This is a genomic window from Pseudomonas sp. FP2254, from assembly GCF_030687695.1.
Taxonomy (GTDB): Bacteria; Pseudomonadota; Gammaproteobacteria; order Pseudomonadales; family Pseudomonadaceae; genus Aquipseudomonas; species Aquipseudomonas quebecensis.
In genome coordinates this window covers 5,140,460-5,163,680 of sequence record NZ_CP117444.1, presented here as the reverse complement: position 1 = coordinate 5,163,680, position 23,221 = coordinate 5,140,460, and the positions used below count along the sequence as shown (strand labels likewise).

The following is a 23,221-nucleotide window of genomic DNA, read 5'->3' as shown; positions in this document are numbered from 1 at the left end:
TCAATTAGCCACTATTGAGTGCGTGCCCCAGCCGTTTCTTTGTGTAATCTGAGCTACTGTTAACACCTCAGGTCTTGCCTGAGCTAAGCCCGCCAAGGATTTTGAGCATGCCGCGATTGTCTCGTGCCGTTGCTTTAATTGGAGTGTTGCTGCTGGCTCAACCGGCGTTTGCACAGCGTCTGCGCCTGGTCGCGGACGCCTGGCCACCCTTTACCGATGCCACGCTGATCAACGGCGGACTGGCCACCGACATCGTCACCACCGCCCTGGCCCGCGCCGGGTACGCCAGTGATTTCGAACAGGTGCCCTGGGCGCGTGCGTTGATGGGCATAGGCGATGGGCGTTATGACGTGCTGATCAATGCCTGGTACGACGAGGCGCGTACACAGCTGGGAGAATTCTCCAACGAATACCTGCTCAACCGCGTGCGCTTCATCAAGCGCCGCGACGACCCCATCGATTACCAGACGCTTGAGCAACTGCATGACGAGCCCATCGCGGTGGTGCGCGGTTATGCCTACTCCGCGGCGTTCGACGGGGACACGCAGCTGCAGAAAGTGCCGGTGCATAACTTCGCCATGGCCGTGCGCATGCTGGCGGCGCAGCGAGTGCGGCTGACGGTGGAGGACGAGTATGTCGCGCGCTATTACCTGGCCCGTGAATCACCCCGGGTGCGCAATGCCATAGAGTTCCTGCCCAAGCCGCTGACTGAAAACAGCCTGCACATTCTGGTCAGCCTCAAGCACCCCGAACATGCACAGATCGTAGCGGGCTTTGACCGGGAGATAGCCAGGATGAAGGCCGATGGCAGTTACGAGCGATTAATGAAGGCCCATGGCATGTAAGGCCTAAGCCGCGCGAGTGTCCTTGATCAAATGCGCGGCCAATGTGCGCAGCGGCCCCAATTGCCGACAAATCAGCGCCAGCTGCGTTTGCACCAAGCGCTGCCCTTCGTCGATCTCATCCGGCATTTGCTCCAGGTCCGCCGCCAAGGCCTCCTCGGCATCGCTCTGAATCGCAATCGGCTGCTTGTTCGCCAGCCCCGTGGCGATTTCATCAATGCTCGCCGCCAGGCTATTGCCGGCGCCGTCGATCAGGTGTTCACGCACTTCGGCGGGCAGTTGCGTGTCACGGTGCGCGCCAAGCCCCGACAAATAGCTGAGCAAGGTGTGCGACAGCACCAGAAAGCGAAAGCCTACGTCGGCTTCTTTGCGAAAGTGCCCCGGCTCCATCAGCATGTTGGCCAAGGTGGTGGACAGCGCCGCATCGGCGTTGTGCGCGTTGCGCCTGGCCAGGCGATAGGCCAGGTCGTCGCTCTTGCCGGCGGCGTACTGCTGCATGATCTGCCGCAGGTAGATGCTGTTGCAGGTCAGGGTGTTGGCCAGCACTTTGTTCAGACGCCGGCCCTGCCAGTCCGGCAGGAACAGGAACACCGCCAGGCCCGCGATCAGACTGCCAAGCAGGGTATCGAACAGCCGTGGCAGGAATAATCCGTAGCCATCGCCCACCTGGTTGAAGCAGAACAGCACCATCAGCGTGATCGCCGCGGTGGCCAGGGTATAGCGGGTGGTACGGTTGATAAAGAACACCAGGCCGGCGGCGATGGCGAACATCGATTGCACCAGCGGGCTGGGGAACAGGTCGAACAGCGCCCAGGCCACGGTCAGGCCGATGGCGGTGCCGACGATCCGTTGGCCAAGCTTGCGCCGTGTGGCGCCATAGTTGGGCTGGCACACGAACAGAGTGGTGAGGATGATCCAATAACCCTGGGACGCGTGAATCGCGTGCAAGGTGCCGTAGCCGACGGTCAGCGCCAACGACAGGCGCAATGCGTGGCGAAACAGCAACGAGGTCGGGGTCAGTTGAGTACGCAGCCGCGTCCACATTTCCTTGAGGTTGCGCGGGGCGCGATCGAGCAGGTTGCTGTCGGTGGCATCGGCCAGGGCGTCAGGGTTGCTGGCGTCGCCGAGCAGGCGGTCGAGGGTCGACAGGTTGGCCGCCAGGGCGCGCAACGAGCGCAGCAGGCCCCGCCAGGCCGGGTTGCTCTGGATGCGCAGGTGTTCCAGGGAGGCGTTCAGGTCACCGAGGGCTTCGGCAAAACTGTCGTCGTAGACGAACGGCTGGCGCAATTGGATCGACTCAGCGAGGGCCTGGCAGGCCTTGCCTTGCTGGCGTAACAGGCGCTGGCAGCGGAACAGCACGTCGCTGTGGAAAAACGCTTCGGCCAGGGCGTTGTAGGGATAGTGCGAAGAACTGGCGCGCTCGTGGATGTCCTGGGCCAGAAAGTACAGCTTCAGATAGCGGCTGACCTTCGAACCCGGGCGACCATTGCCCACGCGGTGCAGGATGATTTCCTTGGCCGCATTCAGCGCAGCGACTACGCGACCGTTCTGCTGGGCCAGTTCCAGACGACGGGCTTCTACATCCAATTGGCGGATCGGTTCGAACAGCGACGATTTGAGCTTGAGGTAACGCCCCAACTCGCGGAACAAGCGCGCCAGGCTCTGTTGCACCGGCTGGTTGGAAAACAACACCTGCCACAGCACCGACAACGCGCCATACCAAGCGGCGCCGGCCACCAGCAGCAGCGGTTCGTGCCAGAAGTCCGACACCGCGCCACCACGCTGGTCCACGCCGATCATGGTGTAGACCGACAGAATCAGCGTCGCCGAGGCAATCGCGCCGTAACGCTCGCCAAGGGCGCCGAGCATGGTCAGGCAGAAGCTCGCCAGCGCCAGGGCAATCGCGAACAACCAAGGGTAGGGAAACAGCAATTCCACCGACAGCGCGGCGATGCTGAAGCACACCAGCGTCACCGCCAGGGCATTGAGGCGCCCTTGGCAGCTGTCGTCGGTCTCGGCCAGGGCGCTGGCGATAATCCCCAGGAACAGCGGGATCAGCAGGGTCATTTCATCCTGATACCAGCACAGCGCCATGCTGCCGGTGAGGGCGATGAATACCCGAACGCTATAGCTGAATTTATCCAGCGCCCATAGGCGCCGCATGGACTGCTTGAACGAGGTCGATGACATGAAGGCTGGGGTCTTCCGGGACGATGCCGCTAAATTGAGGCAGTAAGGACGCCACGGCAAGCGTGGTGATCACATCTCACAGCAAATTATTCCCCAGGCACACTACAAAATGGGGAGGGGGCAAGCACCCTTACACATTGTTGATCCGGTCTCGTCAGACGTATTGCGCGGCGGCGTAGCCCGATGCCCATGCCCACTGGAAGTTAAACCCGCCCAAATGCCCGGTCACATCCAGCACTTCCCCAATAAAGTACAGCCCCGGGCTTTTCAGCGACTCCATGGTCTTGGACGAGACTTCCCGCGTGTCTACACCGCCCAGCGTCACCTCGGCGGTGCGATAGCCCTCGGTGCCGGCGGGCACCAGCTGCCAGCTCGACAACTTCTGCGCAATGTCGGCGACTTCGGCATGGGTGTATTGCTTCATCGGCTTGGACGCGAACCAGGTGTCCGCCAGCAGGGTGGCCATTTTCTTGGTGAAGATCTCGCCCAGCAGCGTTTTCAACTCGCTGTTCGGCCGTTCGACCTGTTGTTGTTGCAGCCAGGTGTGGGCGTCGTGGTCGGGCAGCAGGTTGATCTCGACCGTGTCGCCCGGCTCCCAGTACGAGGAAATCTGCAGGATCGCCGGCCCGCTCAGGCCGCGATGAGTAAACAGCAGGTTCTCGCGAAAACTCTGGCCGTTGCAGCTGGCCACGCAGTCCACAGAAGTGCCGGACAACTCGGTACACAGTGCCTTGAGCTGGTCGGTGATGGTGAACGGCACCAATCCGGCGCGGGTCGGCAGCAGTTCATGACCGAATTGCCTGGCCACCTGATAGCCGAACCCGGTGGCGCCCAGGGTTGGGATCGACAGGCCGCCGGTGGCGATTACCAGGGATTCACAGCGCAGCTCACCGAGGGTGGTCTGCAACTGATAACCGCTGTCGAGCCTGGCGATTTCCTGGATGGAGGTGTCCAGGTGCAGGCTCACGCCGGTCTGGATGCACTCATCGAGCAGCATGCCGAGGATGTCGCTGGATTTGTTATCGCAGAACAGCTGGCCGAGCTTCTTCTCGTGGTACGGCACGCCGTGCTTGGCCACCAGGCCGATGAAATCCCACTGGGTGTAGCGAGCCAGGGCGGATTTGCAGAAATGTGCGTTGTGCGAGAGAAAATTGGCCGGCTCGGTGTACATATTGGTGAAATTGCAGCGGCCACCACCGGACATCAGGATCTTTTTGCCGGCCTTGTTCGCATGATCGATCAGCATCACCTTGCGCCCACGCCCGGCGGCGGTCAGTGCGCACATCAAGCCTGCGGCGCCGGCGCCAATGATCACAACTTCGGTCGAGCGCACAGCAATGTCCTCACAAATACGGGTCTGAAATGCAATCAAAACTGTAGGAGGGGGCGAGCCCCCTCCTACATTGGATCTTCATATAGGTCGCAGATCGGGTTACAGGATCCGCACGCGCAACGAGCGGCCCTTGATCTTGCCGTCGTTCAAACGCTGCAACGCCTGCTTGGCGATGCCGCGTTCCACGGCTACGAACGCCTGGAAATCAAAGATCGCGATCTTGCCGACCTGGGCGCCGGGGATACCGGCTTCGCCGGTCAGCGCGCCGAGGATGTCGCCTGGACGAACCTTGTCCTTGCGGCCCGCGGCAATGCACAGGGTGCTCATCTGCGGCAGCAGTGGACCACCGCTTTGCGGCTTGAGGTTGTCCAGTTGCTCCCAGTTCAGCGGCGATTTCTGCAGCTGCTCGATGGCCTGGGCACGGTGCGCCTCGGACGGCGCTACCAGGCTGATGGCAATCCCGGTCTCACCGGCGCGACCGGTACGGCCGACGCGGTGGATGTGGATTTCCGAGTCGCGGGCCAGTTCGACGTTGATCACCATGTCCAGCGAGTCGATGTCCAGGCCCCGTGCGGCGACGTCGGTCGCCACCAGCACCGAGGTGCTGCGGTTGGCGAACATCGCCAGAACCTGGTCACGGTCGCGCTGTTCCAGGTCGCCGTGCAGGCCGACGGCGGAGATGCCCTTGGCTGTCAGGTGGTCGACGGTCTCCTGCACCTGCTGCTTGGTAAAGCAGAACGCCACGCACGAGGCCGGACGGAAGTGCGCCAGGACTTTGGTCACCGCGTCCATGCGCTCTTCCGGGGAGATCTCGTAGAAACGCTGCTCGATCTGATCGTCGGAGTGGAACGCTTCGGCCTTCACTTGCTGCGGCGCGCGCATGAACTTGGATGCCAGTTGCTTGATGCTCACCGGGTAGGTGGCCGAGAACAGCAGGGTCTGGCGGCGCGGCGGAGTCTTGCTGATGATGTCTTCGATGGCGTCGTAGAAACCCATGTCGAGCATGCGGTCGGCTTCATCGAGGATCAGCGTGTTCAAGCCGTCCAGCACCAGCGAACCCTTGCGCAAGTGCTGCTGGATGCGGCCCGGAGTGCCGACGATCACGTGGGCGCCGTGTTCCAGGGAGGCGATCTGTGGGCCGAGGGACACGCCGCCGCACAGGGTCAGCACCTTGATGTTGTCTTCGGCGCGGGCCAGGCGACGGATTTCCTTGGCCACCTGGTCGGCCAGCTCGCGGGTCGGGCACATCACCAGCGCCTGGCAACCGAAGTAACGCGGGTTGATCGGGTTCAACAGGCCGATGCCGAAGGCGGCGGTCTTGCCGCTGCCGGTCTTCGCCTGGGCAATCAGGTCCAGCCCCTTGAGGATCACCGGCAAGCTTTGCGCCTGGATCTGCGTCATCTCGACATAACCCAGCGAGTCGAGGTTAGCCAGCATGGCGGCGGACAGGGGCAAAGTATTAAAAGCGGTGGCGATGGTAGTCACGGGACTGGCTCTGCAAAACAAAATGTCGCGCAGTGTAGCAGCCCCCCGTAGGTTTTTTCGCATGGTTCAGACGAGGGGATGGGGGGCAGCGGCAAGTTATGAGCGGCAAGCGGCAAGCTTGAAGCTTTTCTTGCAGCTTCAAGCTTGCCGCTTGAGGCTGCCTTTAGGCTCCAGTTGCAGGAAGATCGCCGCCGCCAGCATTGCCATGACGCCCACGGTGAGGAAGGTCAACTGGAACGCGCCGAGCACGCTGTTGACGCCGTCGTTGCCGGCTTCGGCGGTGAACCCGCCCAGCAGCGCACCGGCGCAGGCCACGCCGAGGCTCAGGGACAGTTGCGCCACCACCGACAGCAGGCTGTTGCCGCTGCTGGCCTGGGCATCGTCAAGGTCGATCAGGGTCACGGTGTTCATCGCGGTGAACTGCAGGGAGTTGATCGCCCCGAGCACTGCCAGCATGCCCAGCAGCAGAGGGTAGGGTGTCTGCTCGCTGACCAGGCCCATGCTTGCCAGCATGATGCCCAGCGCCAATGTGTTGCCGGTCAGCACCACCCGATAGCCCAGGCGTTCGATCAGCGGCCGCGCCACGGACTTGGCGAACATCGCGGCCGCCGCCAACGGCAGCATGCTCATGCCCGCCTGCGACGGCGAATACCCCAGCGCCACCTGCAACAGCAGCGGCACCAGGAACGGCAGCGCGCCGCTGCCCAGGCGCGCGAACAGGTTGCCCAGAATGCCCACGGCAAAGGTGCGGGTCTTGAACAACACCGGCGAGAACAGCGGGTTGTCGATATGCCCGGCGCGCAGCCAGTACGCCGCCAGGCACGCCAGCCCGCCGAACAGCAGCAACATCACCCGCAGATGCGGCAGGTGCAGTTCGCCCAGGCCCTCCATGGCGATGGTGATCAGCACCATCGCCGCACCAAACAGCACAAAACCCAACCCGTCAAAGCGCGTGCGTTCACTGCCGCGCAGGTCCGGGATGAATTTCCACACGGCATAGCACCCGAGTATGCCCACCGGCAGGTTGATCAGAAAGATCCAGTGCCAGGTCAGGTATTGCACCATCCAGCCGCCCATGGTCGGGCCAAGCAGCGGGCCGAGCAGGCCAGGGATGGTAATGAAGCCCATGATCCGCACCAGCTCGGAGCGCGGGTAGGCGCGCAGCACCACCAGGCGCCCCACCGGCAGCATCAGTGCGCCGCCCAAACCCTGCACCACGCGCGCGCCCACCAGCATGGTCAGGCTGCTGGACAGCGCACACAGCAGCGAGCCGATGCTGAACAGCATGATCGCGCCGAAGAAAATCTTCTTGGTGCCGAAACGGTCGGCGATCCAACCCGACGCCGGGATCAGCAAGGCGACGGTGAGCATGTAGGCGATCACCACCCCCTGCATGCGCAACGGGTTTTCCGCGAGATCCCGGGCCATGGCCGGCAGGGCGGTGTTCAGAATCGTCCCATCCAGCGACTGCATGAAGAAGGCAATCGCCACCACCCAGGGGAGCCATCGGGCGGTCTTGGCATCGAGAGGGGCGCGATCGGGCATGGGGGACCTTTTGTCAGCCGGCTATGTGTCGGCGATTATGCGCCATCCGTGGCGCCTTTTCCCACTGGCGGTTCGTCTAAATCCGACAACACCGCGTGCTTGCCCACCAGGAAATCCAACAGCGCGCGATGCACCGCCAGGGCGGCTTCGCGCGATTCCAGATCCAGCAGGTGACCGGTGTGTTGCGCCACCGAATAACTGCTGCGCCCCACATACTGCTTGAACAGTTGAGCGTCGGCAGCGGGGGTGTATTCGTCCAGCGCGCCGTTGAGGAAATGCACTGGCGTTTCGATTTGCCGCAGCGCCGGCAGGTAGTTGCCGTCGCCCATCGCCATTACCTGGTGGATATGAAAGCGCGCCTGGCGGTACTCGGTGGTCGCCATGCTCGACAGGTGCCGATGGTTGTTGCGCTTGAGGCGCGGCGACAAGTATTTGCCCACCGTTTCGTTGAGCAAATGGCCGACGGCGGACTTGTCATCGGCCTCGATCAGCACGCGCACGCGGTCCACGTAGTCGAGCATGGCCTGGTTGAGGTTGGGCGCCAGCGCCATCACTACAGAGCTTTTGATGGAGGGTGGGTTATGCGCCAGGGTCAGCAGGGTGGAAATGCCACCCCAGGAGGCCGACACCAGATGGTTGACCTCGAAGCGCTCCACCAGCGCCCGCAGGATCTGCACTTCGTCGTCCTTGGTGACCAGGTCGAGGTTGAGGTTGTGTTCGCGCGAATAACCGGAGAACGGCAGGTCGAACAGCAGCACATTAAAGTGCTCGGCCAGGCACTTGCCGGTACGCGCAAAGGAACGCGTGGTGGCGAGCGCTCCGTTGACCAGCAGGACGGTGTTCTTGTGTGGATCGTTTCCCAGTCGCTCTACGTGGACGTTGTAGTGCTTGTACAGCTGTTCAATGACAAAACTTCCATGGTTCATGTCAACGCTCCAGCTTGTCCTTCCCCGGACAAGGTCATGCAGTGCGTGCAGGCACGCGGGCGAGGTGGCGGGATGCCACTAACCCTTATAACGAGGTTTTCCACAGGCGACAACAGGCCGCCCGCGCGCGCGGTGCGCAAGAGAAATGGCCGTAGGAACGGGTAAAACCGAGCTGTCTGAAATCAGCACAAGACAATCTGGGAGGGTGCTTGCCTCCGACAGCGGCGTGTCAGTCAATGAGCACTTGGTTGAACACCGCTATCGGGAGCAAGCTCCCTCCCACAGGGAGAGTATTTACAACGTCAGGGTCAGGCGTTTTATCAGCGCCCCCGGTAACAGATTGGAAGCGGTGTTGCGCTGACCGTAGGTACTGGGTGACAGCAGTAACTCTCGCTCGGCGGTCAGTGCTTCCAATTGGGAACCGAGCAGGCTGTAGACGCTGTCATCAAAGCGCATGGTGCTGACGGGCGCCTTGATCTCGCCGTCCTCCACCCAGAACGTGGCGAAGCGTGTCATGCCGGTCAGGCGTGCGGCCGGCAGGTCCGAGTAGTTCAGGTACCACAGGTTGCTGATATACAACCCGGTGCCCAGCTGCTTGAGGATATCGGCCTGGGCCAGGCTTCCCGCCGCCATTTGCAGGGCGCTGGGGGATTCGTCGCTGCTGGCACCGTTGGCGCTCAGGCCGTATTCGGCGGCGCTGCGCGAATTGACCAGTTGGCCGCAGGCCTTGCCGGCGTTGATCAGCGTCACGTCGCTGCGCGGGTAGCCCTCTGTGGAGAACGCCTGGCTCAGGGAGCCGCTGATCTGTTCGCTTACCGTCACCAGCGGGCTCAGGTGTTGCTCACCGGCGTACAGCCGTTGCAGCGAGCTGCCTTTGCTGGCGATGGCTTGGGCGGAGAACCCGCCCCAGGTGATGATGCTGATGATTTCTTCCAGCGCGGCGGGCGCCAGGTAGGCGCGGTACTGGCCGGGCGGCAACGGGTGCAGCGCACGGTCGAGGAATGCCAATTGCTCGCGCGCCTGCTGCAGGCGCGCGGCGAATTCGACGCTGTCCCAGGTGTGCCCGGCATAGCTGGCTTTGACCGCTTCGCCATTGGCATGGAACAGGCTGAAATCGAAGTTGAAGCTATTGGCCTGGTGCCAGCCGAACGCTCCGTTTGAACTGGCAAAGCCACGACTGATAGGGCCGGCGGCATAGATGCCGACCAGGTCAACACCGTCGGCGGCCTGGCTGATGTCTTGCAGCACCCGAGCCAGCTCGGGCAACGGCCGAGCCTGCTCATTGCTGCTTTGCCAGGCGGTGGGGTTGAGTAGCAGGTACGGGTCCTGCGGCAACAACGGCAAGGTTTCGCGCAGTTGCTGCAAACCTTCGGCGAGGCGCTGACGGTCCAGCGCAGGTTCGCCGGCCAGGGTGATGGCGAGGTCGGCATGCCGGCCGTCGCTGATCAGTTTCAGATTGAGGCTGGCCTGCTGCACCTGCCCTGCCTGGCGCACCTTGGCATGATTGAAACGCACGAACTCGGAGGCTTCCGCCGCGTAGCCGAGGTGAAATTGTTCCTGGTCGGTGAGGGCCTGCTTGAGCCACTCCACCAATGCCTTGAAATCATGCATCAGGCAGCTCCCCCGAATACGTCGACATGACTGAATACGCAGGCCGGCGAGGCATGGCCGACGCGGATCACCTGGTTGGGCTCGCCCTTGCCGCAGTTGGGCGTGCCCAGCACCTGAAAGGTACTGGCGTCGCCCACCGCGCTGAGGTTGCGCCAGAATTGCGCGGAAATGGCGCGGTAGTTGGGGTTCTTGACCACGCCTTTGAGTTCGCCGTTTTCGATCAACTGGCCCCATTCGCAGCCGAACTGGAACTTGTTGCGCGCGTCGTCAATGGACCACGAACGGTTGGTCGACATCAGGATGCCGCTTTCGATACCACCAATCAGCTGTGCCAGGCTCTGGTCGCCGGCCTCGATATTCAGGTTGGCCATGCGGTCGATCGGTGGGCGGTTCCAACTGCTGGCGCGGCTGTTGGCCACACCGCCCATGCCGGCGCGCAATTGCGACAACGCCCCGCCCAGCGGCTTGAGCAACAAGCCTTCGCGGATCAGGAATTGTTTGCTGGCGCGGGTGCCGTCGTCGTCATGGCTGTAGCTGGCGAGCTGTTCGGGGATGTTTGGGTCGAACGTCACGTTGAGCAGGCTGGAGCCGTATTGCAGGTGGCCGAAGTCGCTGGCTTTGACGAAACTGGTGCCGGCGTAATTGCGCTCGTCGCCGAGGATGCGGTCCAGCTCCAGCGGATGGCCGATGGACTCGTGGATCTGCAGGATCATCTGGTCGGGCATCAGCAGCAGGTCGCGCGGGCCCTGGGGCGTATTGGGCGCCAGCAGCAGTTGCAGGGCTTCGTCGGCCACCCGTGGCGCGGCGCCGATCAGGCCGAAGCGGCTGATCACGTCATAACCGCCTTGCTGGCCGAAGTTGCTGCCGCCCAGGGTGCGGGTCTGGCTGTCATTGCTGTCGTAGGCGGTAACGCTCACGCCGGGGAACACAAAACGCTGAGCCTGGCGCAGCTCGGCGCCGGCGCTGTTGAGGTAGATCTGCTCGACGTGGGTCAGGCCGAGGCTGACGTCCCAACTGACCAGGCGATCGTCTTTCGGCACGGCGGCAGACTCGTCGCCCAGCAGTTGGTAGCAGTCGCTCAGGGAAGGGAAGGGCTGGTCGAGTTCGGGAGACAGGTAGTCGGCCACGTCGCTGGACGCGTGCTGGTCGCGCAGGTCGAGCAGCGCATGGGACTTGATCAGCAGGGCCTGTTGTTCGGCGCGTTCAAGAGCGGCTTGCAGGCCGGCCAGGGAAATATCGTGGGTCGCGGCGTAGGCTTCCACACCGTTGAGACGCACGGTGAGCATGACGCCCTCGTCGTGGTTCAGGTGCGGTGGTTCGGCGACATTCTTGCGCACCGACAGGTACTGGCCGGATTCGCGCACGTAGCGCAGGGAGAAGAAGTCGGCGGTGGTGCGCAGGGCACCGAAATGTTTTTTAAGTGTGGCGTGGTGGTCGAACATGGGGCCTTCCTTGTGGGCGGCTCGGTGCGGGCAGGCAACAGAGTAGGCCCGGGCTGGGGGCTGATCAAGGAAAGGTAATTCTTTGTGACAAGTGCCCCTGTGGCGAGCGGGCTTGTCCCGCGCTGGGCTGCGCAGCGGCCCCAAAAATCTTGGGAGCGCTACGCACTCCAGCGCGGGGCAAGCCCGCTCGCCACAGGGAGTGGGTTACTGCGCAGTCGGCCCCACTTCACGCAACGGCTTGCCACGCACCGGCGCGTCGCCCGCCACGTAGTAGTCGGCGGTGCTGCGCGGCAGCGGCTGGCGGCCACGGATCTTGTCGGCGATTTTCTCGGCGATCATGATCGTCGGCGCGTTCAAGTTGCCGGTGGTGATGATCGGCATGATCGACGCGTCGACTACACGCAGACCTTGCATGCCATGCACGCGGCCTTCGGCGTCCACCACCGCCATCTCGTCGGTGCCCATCTTGCACGAGCAGGACGGGTGGAACGCGGTTTCGGCGTGCTCGCGGATGAACTTATCCAGTTGCTCGTCGGTTTGCACGTCGATGCCTGGGCTGATTTCGCGCCCACGGTAAGGGTCCAGCGCCGGCTGCTGCATGATTTCCCGGGTCAGGCGGATGCCGTCGCGGAATTCCTGCCAGTCCTGTTCGGTGGCCATGTAGTTGAAGAGGATGCTCGGGTAGTCCCGTGGGTTCTTCGACTTCAGCTGGACGCGGCCGCGGCTCGGCGAGCGCATGGAACCCATGTGCGCCTGGAAGCCGTGCTCTTTCACACCGTTGCTGCCGTTGTAGTTAATCGCCACCGGCAGGAAGTGGTACTGGATGTTCGGCCATTCGAACTCTTCACGGGTACGGATAAACCCGCCCGCTTCGAACTGGTTGCTGGCGCCGATACCGGTGCCGTTGAACAGCCATTCGGCACCGATGGCCGGCTGGTTGTACCAGAGCAGCGACGGGTACAGCGATACTGGCTGGGTGCAGGCGTATTGCAGGTACAGCTCAAGGTGATCCTGCAGGTTTTCGCCGACGCCGGGCAGGTCGTGGACCACCGGGATATCCAGGCTTTCCAGCAATTTGGCCGGGCCGACGCCGGAGCGTTGCAGCAACTGCGGCGAGGCGATGGCGCCGCTGCATACCAGCACTTCCTTGCGCGCGCGGGCTTCAACGCGTTCTTCGGCGGCGCCGATCAGGTAACGCACGCCCACCGCGCGCTTGCCTTCGAACAAGACTTTGTCGGTGAGGGCGTGAGTGACGATGGTCAGCGTCGAACGCTTTTTAGCCGTGTCCAGGTAACCGCGTGCAGTGCTGGCGCGACGGCCGTTCGGCGTGACGGTACGGTCCATGGGGCCGAAACCTTCCTGCTGGTAACCGTTCAAGTCTTCGGTACGCGGGTAGCCGGCCTGCACGCCGGCTTCGACCATGGCGTGGAACAGCGGGTTATTGCCGGCCTTGGGCGTGGTCACGCTGACCGGACCGTCGCCACCGTGGTAATCGTTGGGGCCGATATCGCGGGTTTCGGCCTTGCGGAAGTACGGCAGGCAGTCGAGGTAGGTCCAGTTTTCCAGACCCGGCAGCTTTGCCCAGTTGTCGTAGTCCATGGCGTTGCCACGGATGTAGCACATGCCGTTGATCAGCGACGAGCCACCCAGGCCCTTGCCGCGACCGCATTCCATCCGGCGGCCGTCCATGTGCGGCTCCGGATCCGTCTCGTAGGCCCAGTTGTAGCGACGGCCCTGCAGCGGGAACGCCAGGGCGGCTGGCATCTGGGTACGGAAATCCAGACGATAATCGGGGCCGCCGGCTTCCAGCAGCAGGACGGTGACGCCTTCGTCTTCGGTCAGGCGGGTTGCTAAAGTGTTGCCCGCAGAACCTGCGCCAACAATGATGTAGTCGTATTCTTGAGTCATGGGGTCTCCTTTAGAGCGGCAAGCTCTAAGCTTCAAGCTGCAAGAAAGAGCAGCGAGCGGTGTATCTGGGAGGTGCGGCGAGCTTGCAGCTTGAAGCTCGCCGCTTGAGGCTCATCAGAACACTGATGCGTAATCGCCCAGCTCAACCTGTACCGATTTGATGCGGGTGAAGTTGTTCAGCGAGCTGATGCCGTTCTCACGACCCACGCCCGATTGCTTGTAGCCGCCCACCGGCATCTTCGCGTCGGATTCGCCCCAGGCATTGATCCAGCAGATGCCCGCTTCCAGTTGGTGAATCACGCGGTGGGCGCGGTTCAGGTCCTTGGTCACCAGGCCTGCGGCCAGGCCGAAGTCGGTGTCGTTGGCGCGGCGGATCACTTCTTCTTCGGTCTCGTAGGTGAGGATGCTCATCACCGGGCCGAAGATTTCTTCACGCACGATCACCATGTCATCGGTGCAGTCGGTGAACACGGTCGGGGCGACATAGGCGCCTTTGGCGAAATCGCCGTCGGTCAGACGATCGCCGCCGCACAGCAGGCGCGCGCCTTGCTCTTTGCCCTTGGCGATGTAGCCCAGCACGCTTTCCATATGAGCGAAGCTGACCAGCGGGCCGAAGTTGGTGTTGTCATCCTGCGGGTCGCCAACACGGATGCGGGCTACGCGCTCGACGATCTTGGCTTCGAATGCCGCCTGCAGGTGCTTGGGCACGAACACGCGGGTGCCGTTGGTGCAGACCTGGCCGGAGCTGTAGAAGTTGGCCATCATTGCGATGTCGGCGGCGCGATCCAGGTCGGCATCGTCGAACACGATCAGCGGCGACTTGCCGCCCAGTTCCATGGTCACTTCCTTGAGCGACGAGCTCGACGCGCTGGCCATGACTTTCTTGCCGGTGTCGGTGCCGCCGGTGAACGAGACTTTCTCGATCCGCGGGTGCTCGGTCAGCCAGGTGCCGACTTCACGGCCGCTGCCGGTCAATACGTTGAACACACCCGCTGGAACGCCGGCTTCGGTGTAGATCTCGGCCAGTTTCAGGGTGGTCAGGGAGGTGACTTCGCTCGGCTTGAAGATCATCGCGTTGCCGGCGGCCAGGGCCGGGGCGGATTTCCACAGGGCGATCTGAATCGGGTAGTTCCACGCGCCGATACCGGCGACCACGCCCAGTGGCTCGCGGCGGGTGTAGACGAACGAGGTGTCGCGCAGCGGGATCTGCTCGCCTTCGATGGCCGGCACCAGGCCAGCGTAGTACTCCAGCACGTCGGCGCCGGTGACGATGTCGACGTACTTGGTTTCGGAGAAGGCCTTACCGGTGTCCAGGGTTTCCAGTGCGGCCAGTTCATCGTTGCGCTCGCGCAGGATGTCGACGGCACGGCGCAGGATGCGCGAACGCTCCATGGCGGTCATGGCGGCCCAGATTTTCTGGCCTTTTTCAGCGCTGACCACGGCACGTTCAACGTCCTCGAACGTTGCACGTTGCACTTGGGCGAGAACTTCACCGTTAGCCGGGTTGATGGCTTCGAAGGTGGCATCGCTGCCGGCGTCGCTGTAGCCGCCGTCAATGTAGAGTTTTTGCAGGTCGAAACGGGCCATAAAGTCCTCGCAAGTGCATAAGTGGTTGGCGTTACCTGCCGACAGCGGGCCATGAGGGTGTGGCATCACTGCGTGGCAGACGTTCAGGGGTTGAGCATTTATAAGGGCTCTAACTCACCTGCTTGGCCAATTGGAAATCCATGTATTCGTAAGCGATGCGTTGCGCCTGCTCCGTGTCGAAAGCGTCTCCCGACAGGGCGCCGCGCAACCACAAACCGTCGATCAATGCCGCCAGGCCGCGGGCCGCGCTGCGTGCTTGCGGCAGCGGCAGCGCCCGGCGGAACTGGCAGCACAGGTTGGAATACAGACGTTGATCGTTGATCCGCTGCAACCTGTGCAATGACGGGTGGTGCATGCTGGCGGCCCAGAAGGCCAGCCAGGTTTTCATTGCCGGGCCATTGACCTGGCTGGCGTCGAAGTTGCCCGCGACGATCACCTGAAGGTGTGCCCGTGGGCTGTCATCCTCCAACGCAAGCCTGCGCTCGTGGACGTTCTCGATCAGCACGTTCATCAGGTAGCGCATCGTCGCGGCGATCAGGCCGTTCTTGTCCTGAAAGTAGTGACTGATGATGCCGTTCGAGACACCGGCCAGGCGGGCGATCAGCGCAATGCTGGCGTCTGCCATCCCCACTTGATCAATGGCCGTCAACGTGGCTTCGATCAACTGTTGACGGCGTATGGGTTGCATACCGACCTTGGGCATGTAGCACGTCTCCTTAGGCCTGCCGACGGGCGATCACGTCCATCGGCTTGAAGGCCAGTCTATTTTGTTTTGATTGAACGTTCAATCAACAAAGAATAAGCTCTGCGACAAATCGTCGCTGCTGGCAGGTTTTCAGCCCATTCAGCCAGCGACATCCGACACCTGGAACATCCCTGCAAGGGCCCGCTCAAGGGCCTGCCGCGGTTTTGGCGCAGCGGGGATTTTCGGGGTGTCTTTATAACACCCGTCCGTCGACTGCCGAAAAATCGATGTCCCGGGATAACCGTTGCCTTGTGTTTCTCTTTCGCACTGCCCGGAGCATCTGCGCCATGAGTTCTGCCTCTCTAATAAAGACCCCACCGGAAAAGGTCCGGGTCAACGGTTGGGTGTTTTACACCTCTACCGCGCTGATTCTGTTGTTGACCATTGTCCTGATCGCCGCCCCGCAGGAGGCCGGGCGCTTGCTCGGGATTGCCCAGGCCTGGCTGTCCAAAAGCTTCGGCTGGTACTACATGGTGGTCATCGCCGCGTACCTGGTGTTTGTGGTCGGGCTGGCGTTTTCGTCCTACGGCAAATTGAAGCTGGGCAGCAAGGACGACACCCCGGACTTCAGCTACGGCGCCTGGGCCGGCATGTTGTTCTCCTCGGGGATCGGCATTTCGCTGCTGTACTTCGGTGCCTCGGAGCCGTTGGATCATTACTTCAACCCGCCAGAAGGCGTTGCCGGCAGCAACCTGGCCGCGCGCCAGGCGCTGCAACTGACCTTTCTGCACTGGGGCCTGCACGGCTGGGCGATCTACGCCCTGGTCGGCCTGGCCGTGGCGTATTTCGCGTATCGCCATAACCAGCCGCTGGCCCTGCGTTCGGCGCTCTACCCGCTGGTAGGCGAGCGCTGGGTGAAGGGCGCGGCCGGCCACGCGGTGGACGGTTTCGGCATGTTCGTGACGCTGCTGGGCCTGGTGACCAACCTGGGCATCGGCGCGATGCAGGTGTCGTCCGGCCTGGAGAACCTGTTCGGCATGCAGCACAGCAACACCAACCTGCTGATCGTGATCATCGTGATGAGCACCGTGGCCACCATCGCTGCGGTGTCGGGGGTGGAAAACGGCATCCGTCGCTTGTCCAACCTCAATATCGTGCTGTTCAGCGGTTTGTTGATCTTTGTGCTGTTGTTCGGCCCGACCCTGCACCTGCTCAACGGCTTCGTGCAGAACATCGGCGACTACATGAATGGCCTGGTGCTGAAAACCTTCGATTTGTACGTGTACGAAGGCGACGGCGCCAAGACCGAACGCTGGATGGGCCTGTGGACGCTGTTCTACTGGGCCTGGTGGATTTCCTGGGCGCCATTCGTGGGCATGTTCATCGCGCGGATTTCCCGTGGCCGTACGGTGCGTGAACTGGTGGCGGGCGTGCTGCTGATCCCGCTGGGCTTTACCCTGGCGTGGCTGTCGATTTTTGGCAACTCGGCACTGGATCTGGTGCTTAACCAGGGCGCGGTGGAGCTGGGTAAGACCGCGCTGGAACAGCCGTCCATGGCGATCTACCAGTTGCTGGAGCATTACCCGGCGTCGAAAGTCGTGATCGGTGTGTCGATCTTTGTGGGCTTTGTGCTGTTCCTGACTCCGGCGGATTCCGGCGCGGTGATGATGGCCAATCTGTCGTGCAAGGGCGGCAACGTTGATGAGGATGCGCCGCACTGGCTGCGGATCTTCTGGTCGGCAGTGATTACCCTGGTGACCATCGGCTTGCTGTTCGCCGGCAACTTCGAAGCCATGCAGACCATGGTGGTGCTGGCGGGGCTGCCGTTCTCGGTGGTGCTGGTTTTCTTCATGTTCGGTTTGCACAAGGCCATGCGCCAGGATGCGGCGATCGAACAGGAGCAGGCGCAACTGGCCGAACGCGGGCGTCGTGGGTTCAGCGAGCGTTTGACCGCGCTGGACCTGCAACCGAGCCAGGGCACGGTGCAGCGCTTTATGGACAAGCACGTTACGCCGGCGCTGGAAGAGGCTGCCGTCGCGTTGCGTGAGCAAGGGCTGCAAGTGCAGACGCTGCTGGGTAAATCCAAGCGTTGCATCGGGGTGCGTATCGAGATGGAAGAGGGCAACCCGTTCGTCTATGAGGTGAGCCTGGATGCTTACTCGTCGGCGCCGAGCGATGTGCCTGAAGAAGAACGCACCCGCTACTACCGCGCCGAGGTGTACCTGCACAATGGGCCTCAGGAATACGACCTGATGGGCTTCACCTCGGAGCAGATCACTCGGGATGTGCTCGATCAGTTTGAAAGCCATCGGCAGCTCCTTGGCCGTGTCTATAGCTGATGTGTTGAAAGCCCGGTGGTGTCACTGACCCCACTGGGAAAAAAATGTGGGAGGGGGCTTGCCCCCTCCCACAGTTGTTTTGCAGTGTGTGTTAGCCCAGATTTTTGCCCAGCAAGGCATGGTAGAGCTCACTGTCGCCGAGGATCCCCACCACCTTGTTGTTGTCATGCAACACCAGCTTGTTACCCGTCTGGTAACGAATCTGCAACGCATCGCGCATGCCGATATTGGAGTCCACCAAGGTCGGTACGCGGCCCAAACCTTCCACTGCTTGCCCTGGCGCCCAGTTCTGCAGGTTCATCACCACGCCATTCTGGCGCGCGCCCTGGATGGTGTTGCCTTCGGCCAGGTCCAGCCACGAATCGCCGCCCGGGTCCAGGCAGACCGAGCCATTGACCCGCGTGCAGTTATCCAGCGTACGCATCAGGCTGCGGCCGCACAGTACGTTCAGCGGGTTGGTGTGGGCCACGAACGTACGCACGTAGTCGTCCGCCGGGTTCAGCACGATCTCTTCCGGCACGCTGTACTGGATGATCTTGCCGTCCTTCATGATCGCGATACGGCTGCCCAGTTTGAGCGCTTCGTCCAGGTCATGGCTGACAAACACGATGGTCTTGCTCAGCTTGCGTTGCAGTTCCAGTAGCTCGTCCTGCAGGCCTTGGCGGATCAGCGGGTCGAGGGCGGAGAAGGGTTCGTCCATCAGCAGGATGTCGGCGTCCATCGCCAGCGCGCGGGCCAGGCCGACGCGTTGCTGCATGCCGCCGGACAGCTCGTCGGGCTTTTTATTGCGCCACTGGGACAGGCCCACCAGCTCAAGTTTCTCGTCCACCAGCGTGCGCCGTTCTTTCTCCGGGCGGCCCTGCATTTCCAGGCCGAAGCTGATGTTCTCGCGCACCGTCAGCCAAGGCATCAGGGCAAACTTCTGGAACACCATGGCGATGCGCTTGGTGCGCATCATTTTCAGCTCCGCGTCGGTGCAGGAAGCAATGTCGATCTGGCGACCTTCATGCTCCACGAACAGCTGGCCACGGCTGACGGTGTTGAGGCCGTTGATACAGCGCAGCAGGCTCGACTTGCCGGAGCCCGACAGGCCCATCAGCACGCAGATTTCGCCTTTCTCGATGTCCAGGCTGGCTTTTTCGACGCCGACGATCTGGCCGGTCTTTTTCAGGATCTCGTTACGGCTCATGCCCTGGTCCAGCAGCTTGAGCGCTTCGCGTGGGTCTTTGGAGAAGATCACGTCGACTTTGTCGAATCGGATAATGCTCATGCATCACCCCCTACTTTGGCATCGGGTTGTTTGCAGATGCGGTCGAGCATGATGGCCAGCAAGACGATTGCCAGGCCCGCTTCAAAGCCCAGGGCGATGTCGGCGGTGTTGAGTGCGTTGACCACCGGTTTACCGAGGCCGTCGGCACCCACCAGGGCCGCGATCACCACCATCGACAACGACAGCATGATGCATTGGGTAATGCCGGCGGCAATGCTCGGCATGGCGTGGGGCAGTTCAATGCGCGAGAGCAACTGACGGCGCGAGCAGCCAAAGGCCTTGCCGGCGTCCATCAACTCTTGCGGTACATCGCGGATACCCAGGTAAGTCAGACGGATCGGCGCGGCAATCGCGAACACCACCGTGGAAATCAGCCCGGGCACCACACCCAGCCCGAAGAGGGTCAGGGTAGGGATGAGGTAGACGAAGGTCGGTACGGTCTGCATCAGATCGAGTACCGGCCGCATCATGGTGTAGAACAGTGGCTTGTGCGCGGCAACAATGCCCAGCGGCACGCCGATGACCACGCAGACCAGGGTGGCGAACAGCACCTGTGCGAGGGTCTCCATGGTTTCCTGCCAGTACCCCAGGTTGAGGATCAGCAGGAAGGAGGCAATGACAAAAACAGTCAGGCCCCATTTACGTTGAATAAAGTGAGCCAGCAGCGCAATCAGACCGATCAATGCCAGCGGATTGAACCAGGTCAGCGCAAACGTCACGCCGTGGATCATCGTTTCCAGTGTCGATGCGATTGCGTCGAAGTAGTTGGCGCCGTGTTGGGTCAACCATTCGACGAAGGCAGCGATGTACTGGCCTAGTGGGATTTTCTGTTCAGTCAGCATGGTAGTGAATGTCCACATGCGAAGGGGAAAACATCCCGGGGCAGCGCACCGCCCCGGGGTCAGCGGGTGTTATTTGGCGAGGTAAGCTTTGACGGCCTCAAGGCCGGGTTTGCCGTCGACGGTGTTGACGCCGGCGAGCCAGGTGTCGAGCACTTGCGGGTTCTTCTGCAGCCAGGCCTTGGCGGCGGCGTCGGGCTTCATTTTGTCGTCCAGGACGTTGCCCATCAGCGTGCTTTCCATGTTCAGGGTGAACACCAGGTTTTTCAGCAACTGACCGACATTGCTGCATTCCTGGGTGTAGCCCTTGCGCACGTTGGTGTAGATGGTCGCCTGGCCGTAGTTGGGGCCGAACGAGTCGTCGCCACCGGTCAGGTACTTCATCTTGAAGCGGGTGTTCATCGGGTGCGGTTCCCAGCCGAGGAAGACGAGGTCCGTGCCGCGCTTGGCGGCGCGGTCCACTTGGGACAGCATGCCGGCTTCGCTGGACTCGACCACCTTGAAACCTGCGTCTTTCAAGCCGAACGCGTTCTTGTCGATCAAGGTCTGGATGGTGCGGTTGCCATCGTTACCCGGCTCGATGCCGTAGATCTTGCCGCCCAGTTGGTCCTTGAACTTGGCAATATCGGCAAAGTCCTTAAGGCCCTTGTCGTACAGCGCCTCGGGCACCGCCAGGGTGTACTTGGCGTTTTCCAGGTTGGCGCGCACGGTTTCCACGGTGCCGGCATCACGGTACGGCTTGATGTCGTTTTCCATGGTCGGCATCCAGTTGCCGAGGAACACGTCCATGTTCTTGCCGTCGGCCAGGGACTTGTAGGTCACCGGTACGGAAATCATCGTGGTTTTGGTTTTGTAGCCGAGGGCCTTGAGGATTTCGCTGGTGGTCGCGGTGGTGACGGTGATGTCGGTCCAGCCGACATCGGAGAAGTTGACGGTCTTGCACTGTTCCGGTTCTGCCGCGTGCGCCAGGACTGGCAGACTCAGCATGGCGGCCAACAACAACGAGGGTGAAGCTTTCATGAGGCTAGACTCCTGTGTTTTTTCTGGCGGCATGTGCCGCGCTTTATCAGTGTTGCGGTTGGAGCGTGCGACGACAGCTCTGGCACGGTGCCTTGCAAACGAGTCGGAACTGATCATGTACCAGTGAAAATCAGACGCCTACAGGGGGCGTCGTATCCAGTACAGGGAGGGTCGTATCCAGTGTCGGTGACGTCGTTTACAGGTTTTTCCCAAGGCAAAACCGTGGATTTTGCCCATCTGCACCGCTAAAAACGGCCAAAACAGGCGATCGCGCGCGGGCGACGCTGGTGAGCATGGTTACGTCGGTGTGAGACGCCGTGGCAGCGAATAAAACCTTGATGATGCCGCCATCTGGGCGAACTGAGCGTAGCAGCTTGTTCATGCCTGGCCTGTGCTCAATGAGGAGTTTCACGGCAATGGCTATCAGCGTTTTCGACCTGTTCAAGATCGGCATCGGACCGTCCAGTTCCCACACCGTCGGGCCTATGCGCGCCGCGGCGTTGTTCGTCCAGGCACTGCGTGAACGTGAACGGTTGGAACAGGTGCGGCGCATCGAAGTTCAGCTCTACGGCTCGCTGTCGGCCACCGGCATCGGCCATGGCAGCGACACCGCCACCATCATGGGCTTGATGGGCGAATGGCCGGACGCGATCGATCCGTCGCAGATCGCCGGTCGCATCAGCACCCTGCGCGAAACCGACACACTGCTGCTCGATGGGCGCCTGCCGGTGCCATTCGTATGGGCGCGGGACATGCGCCTGCTCGACGAAAACCTGCCGTTCCATCCCAACGCCATGACCCTGGTGGCGTATGACGAACACGGCGAATTGCACCGTGATACCTATTATTCGGTCGGTGGCGGTTTCGTCGTGGATCAAGCCCAGGCGCGCAGCGGTGTGGCGGATATGGACCGCACCGAGTTGCCCTATGATTTTTCCAGCGCGGTGGAGCTGTTGCAGCTGTGCAAGACCCACCACTTGCGTGTCGCCGAACTGATGATGGCCAATGAAAAAGTGTGGCGTTCCGAAGAAGAAATCCGCAGCGGCCTGATGAAGCTCTGGCGTGCCATGCAGGACTGTGTGGAGCAGGGGCTCAAGCATGAAGGTATCCTGCCCGGCGGCCTCAACGTGCGCCGCCGCGCCGCCAAGTTGCACCGCAGCCTGCAGGAGTTGAACAAGCCCAATGTGATCGGCTCGACCTTGAGCGCCATGGAGTGGGTCAACCTGTTCGCCCTGGCCGTAAACGAAGAAAACGCCGCCGGCGGGCGGATGGTCACCGCGCCCACCAACGGCGCGGCGGGGATCATTCCGGCCGTGCTGCATTACTTCATGAAGTTCAGTGAAGAAGTCACCGAAGCCAACGTGGTCGACTACCTGCTCGGCGCCGCAGCGGTAGGCATTCTGTGCAAGAAAAACGCCTCCATCTCAGGTGCCGAGGTGGGTTGCCAGGGCGAGGTGGGTTCCGCCTGCGCAATGGCCGCCGCCGGGCTCGCGGAGATCCTCGGCGCGACGCCGGAGCAACTGTGCAACGCCGCCGAAATCGGCCTGGAGCATAACCTCGGCCTGACCTGCGACCCAGTGGGCGGGTTGGTGCAGGTGCCGTGCATCGAGCGCAATGCGATTGCAGCGGTCAAGGCGATCAACGCCGCGCAAATGGCCCTGCGCGGCGACGGCCAGCACTTCATCTCTCTGGACCGGGTGATCCGCACCATGCGCGATACCGGGGCGGATATGCATGACAAGTACAAAGAAACCTCGCGGGGTGGGTTGGCGGTCAGCGCGGTCGAGTGTTAAGACCGAGTCGCCTGCATCGGGGGCAAGCCCCCTCCCACATTTGATTTGTGAACACAGTCAAAGGTAGGAGGGGGCTTGCCCCCGATAGCGGCAGTTCAAACAATACTGCTCAAAAAGTGAACACCAGTATCCCCGCGCGCCACCTTTTAGCGCGTCGCAAACAGATAAGTAGCTCGCGAACGATTTCCCCTCCGACCACCTGTCCCCTGTGCGTGCGGTGACAGAGTTTTCCTACGTGCTGAAAGCGCCTTCCCACAAGTGCTACCGATCTGCTCACACCCCTTGAGGGTAGCCGCTCCTACGTCCTTTTCCGGGCATATTCCGTACTTCACGCAAGGGCTACATAGACGCGTCAACAGGTCGTTTTCAGGAGTTATTGAATAGCCATTCAAATTTAGGCACGGCA

General features: G+C 61.9%; 16 protein-coding genes. 3 read left to right on the top strand and 13 right to left on the bottom strand.

What is annotated here, in order from left to right:
- The first annotated feature begins 107 nt into the window (after positions 1 to 107).
- Positions 108 to 845, top strand: a complete 738-nt coding sequence (locus PSH94_RS23815; protein WP_181080691.1) for an ABC transporter substrate-binding protein — start codon at positions 108 to 110, stop codon at positions 843 to 845.
- A 3-nt stretch (positions 846 to 848) separates the two neighbouring features.
- Here the strand turns inward: PSH94_RS23815 and yccS are convergent, their stop codons facing one another.
- From yccS to betI, 10 genes are all read right to left on the bottom strand, one after another.
- Complete coding sequence (yccS, locus tag PSH94_RS23810) at positions 849 to 3,032, bottom strand: YccS family putative transporter (protein ID WP_305435912.1); 2,184 nt, start codon at positions 3,030 to 3,032, stop codon at positions 849 to 851.
- 154 nt (positions 3,033 to 3,186) lie between these two features.
- Positions 3,187 to 4,365 carry an NAD(P)/FAD-dependent oxidoreductase gene (locus PSH94_RS23805; RefSeq protein WP_253509670.1) on the bottom strand — a complete coding sequence of 393 codons (1,179 nt, stop codon included), beginning with the start codon at positions 4,363 to 4,365 and terminating at the stop codon, positions 3,187 to 3,189.
- A 99-nt stretch (positions 4,366 to 4,464) separates the two neighbouring features.
- Complete coding sequence (gene dbpA / locus PSH94_RS23800; RefSeq protein ID WP_305437751.1) at positions 4,465 to 5,802, bottom strand: ATP-dependent RNA helicase DbpA; 1,338 nt, start codon at positions 5,800 to 5,802, stop codon at positions 4,465 to 4,467.
- 186 nt (positions 5,803 to 5,988) lie between these two features.
- Entirely contained in the window at positions 5,989 to 7,395 is a 1,407-nt protein-coding gene (gene mdtD, locus PSH94_RS23795) for a multidrug transporter subunit MdtD (RefSeq protein WP_181080694.1), read from the bottom strand.
- 35 nt (positions 7,396 to 7,430) lie between these two features.
- The gene (locus tag PSH94_RS23790) at positions 7,431 to 8,321 is read right to left on the bottom strand and encodes an alpha/beta fold hydrolase (RefSeq protein ID WP_253509669.1); all 891 of its coding nucleotides are present in this window, start codon (positions 8,319 to 8,321) and stop codon (positions 7,431 to 7,433) included.
- Positions 8,322 to 8,615: 294 nt separating this feature from the next.
- On the bottom strand, positions 8,616 to 9,932 hold the full coding sequence (locus tag PSH94_RS23785; protein WP_181080696.1) for a TldD/PmbA family protein: 1,317 nt from the start codon (positions 9,930 to 9,932) through the stop codon (positions 8,616 to 8,618).
- On the bottom strand, positions 9,932 to 11,374 hold the full coding sequence (locus tag PSH94_RS23780) for a TldD/PmbA family protein (RefSeq protein ID WP_305435911.1): 1,443 nt from the start codon (positions 11,372 to 11,374) through the stop codon (positions 9,932 to 9,934). The genes PSH94_RS23785 and PSH94_RS23780 overlap by 1 nt, the downstream gene beginning before the upstream one ends.
- 204 nt (positions 11,375 to 11,578) lie before the next feature.
- The gene (gene betA, locus PSH94_RS23775; RefSeq protein ID WP_181080698.1) at positions 11,579 to 13,282 is read right to left on the bottom strand and encodes a choline dehydrogenase; all 1,704 of its coding nucleotides are present in this window, start codon (positions 13,280 to 13,282) and stop codon (positions 11,579 to 11,581) included.
- A gap of 114 nt (positions 13,283 to 13,396) precedes the next feature.
- Positions 13,397 to 14,869 carry a betaine-aldehyde dehydrogenase gene (gene betB, locus PSH94_RS23770; RefSeq protein ID WP_181080699.1) on the bottom strand — a complete coding sequence of 491 codons (1,473 nt, stop codon included), beginning with the start codon at positions 14,867 to 14,869 and terminating at the stop codon, positions 13,397 to 13,399.
- Positions 14,870 to 14,978: 109 nt separating this feature from the next.
- Entirely contained in the window at positions 14,979 to 15,572 is a 594-nt protein-coding gene (gene betI, locus PSH94_RS23765) for a transcriptional regulator BetI (protein WP_181080700.1), read from the bottom strand.
- Between the two features lie 386 nt (positions 15,573 to 15,958).
- Here betI and PSH94_RS23760 point away from each other — a divergent pair, with 386 nt between their 5' ends.
- Complete coding sequence (locus PSH94_RS23760; RefSeq protein WP_305437750.1) at positions 15,959 to 17,893, top strand: BCCT family transporter; 1,935 nt, start codon at positions 15,959 to 15,961, stop codon at positions 17,891 to 17,893.
- Between the two features lie 91 nt (positions 17,894 to 17,984).
- On the opposite strand, the gene choV is transcribed toward PSH94_RS23760, so the two are convergent.
- From choV to PSH94_RS23745, 3 genes are all read right to left on the bottom strand, one after another.
- Entirely contained in the window at positions 17,985 to 19,163 is a 1,179-nt protein-coding gene (gene choV / locus PSH94_RS23755) for a choline ABC transporter ATP-binding protein (RefSeq protein ID WP_266247203.1), read from the bottom strand.
- The gene (gene choW, locus PSH94_RS23750; protein ID WP_016972877.1) at positions 19,160 to 20,005 is read right to left on the bottom strand and encodes a choline ABC transporter permease subunit; all 846 of its coding nucleotides are present in this window, start codon (positions 20,003 to 20,005) and stop codon (positions 19,160 to 19,162) included. Before choW ends, choV begins: the two co-directional genes overlap by 4 nt.
- 69 nt (positions 20,006 to 20,074) lie before the next feature.
- Positions 20,075 to 21,022, bottom strand: coding sequence for a choline ABC transporter substrate-binding protein (locus PSH94_RS23745; RefSeq protein ID WP_305435910.1), 948 nt, complete (start codon positions 21,020 to 21,022; stop codon positions 20,075 to 20,077).
- Positions 21,023 to 21,438: 416 nt separating this feature from the next.
- Between PSH94_RS23745 and PSH94_RS23740 the strand changes: the two genes are divergently transcribed.
- On the top strand, positions 21,439 to 22,815 hold the full coding sequence (locus tag PSH94_RS23740; RefSeq protein WP_181080704.1) for an L-serine ammonia-lyase: 1,377 nt from the start codon (positions 21,439 to 21,441) through the stop codon (positions 22,813 to 22,815).
- Positions 22,816 to 23,221: the final 406 nt, after the last annotated feature.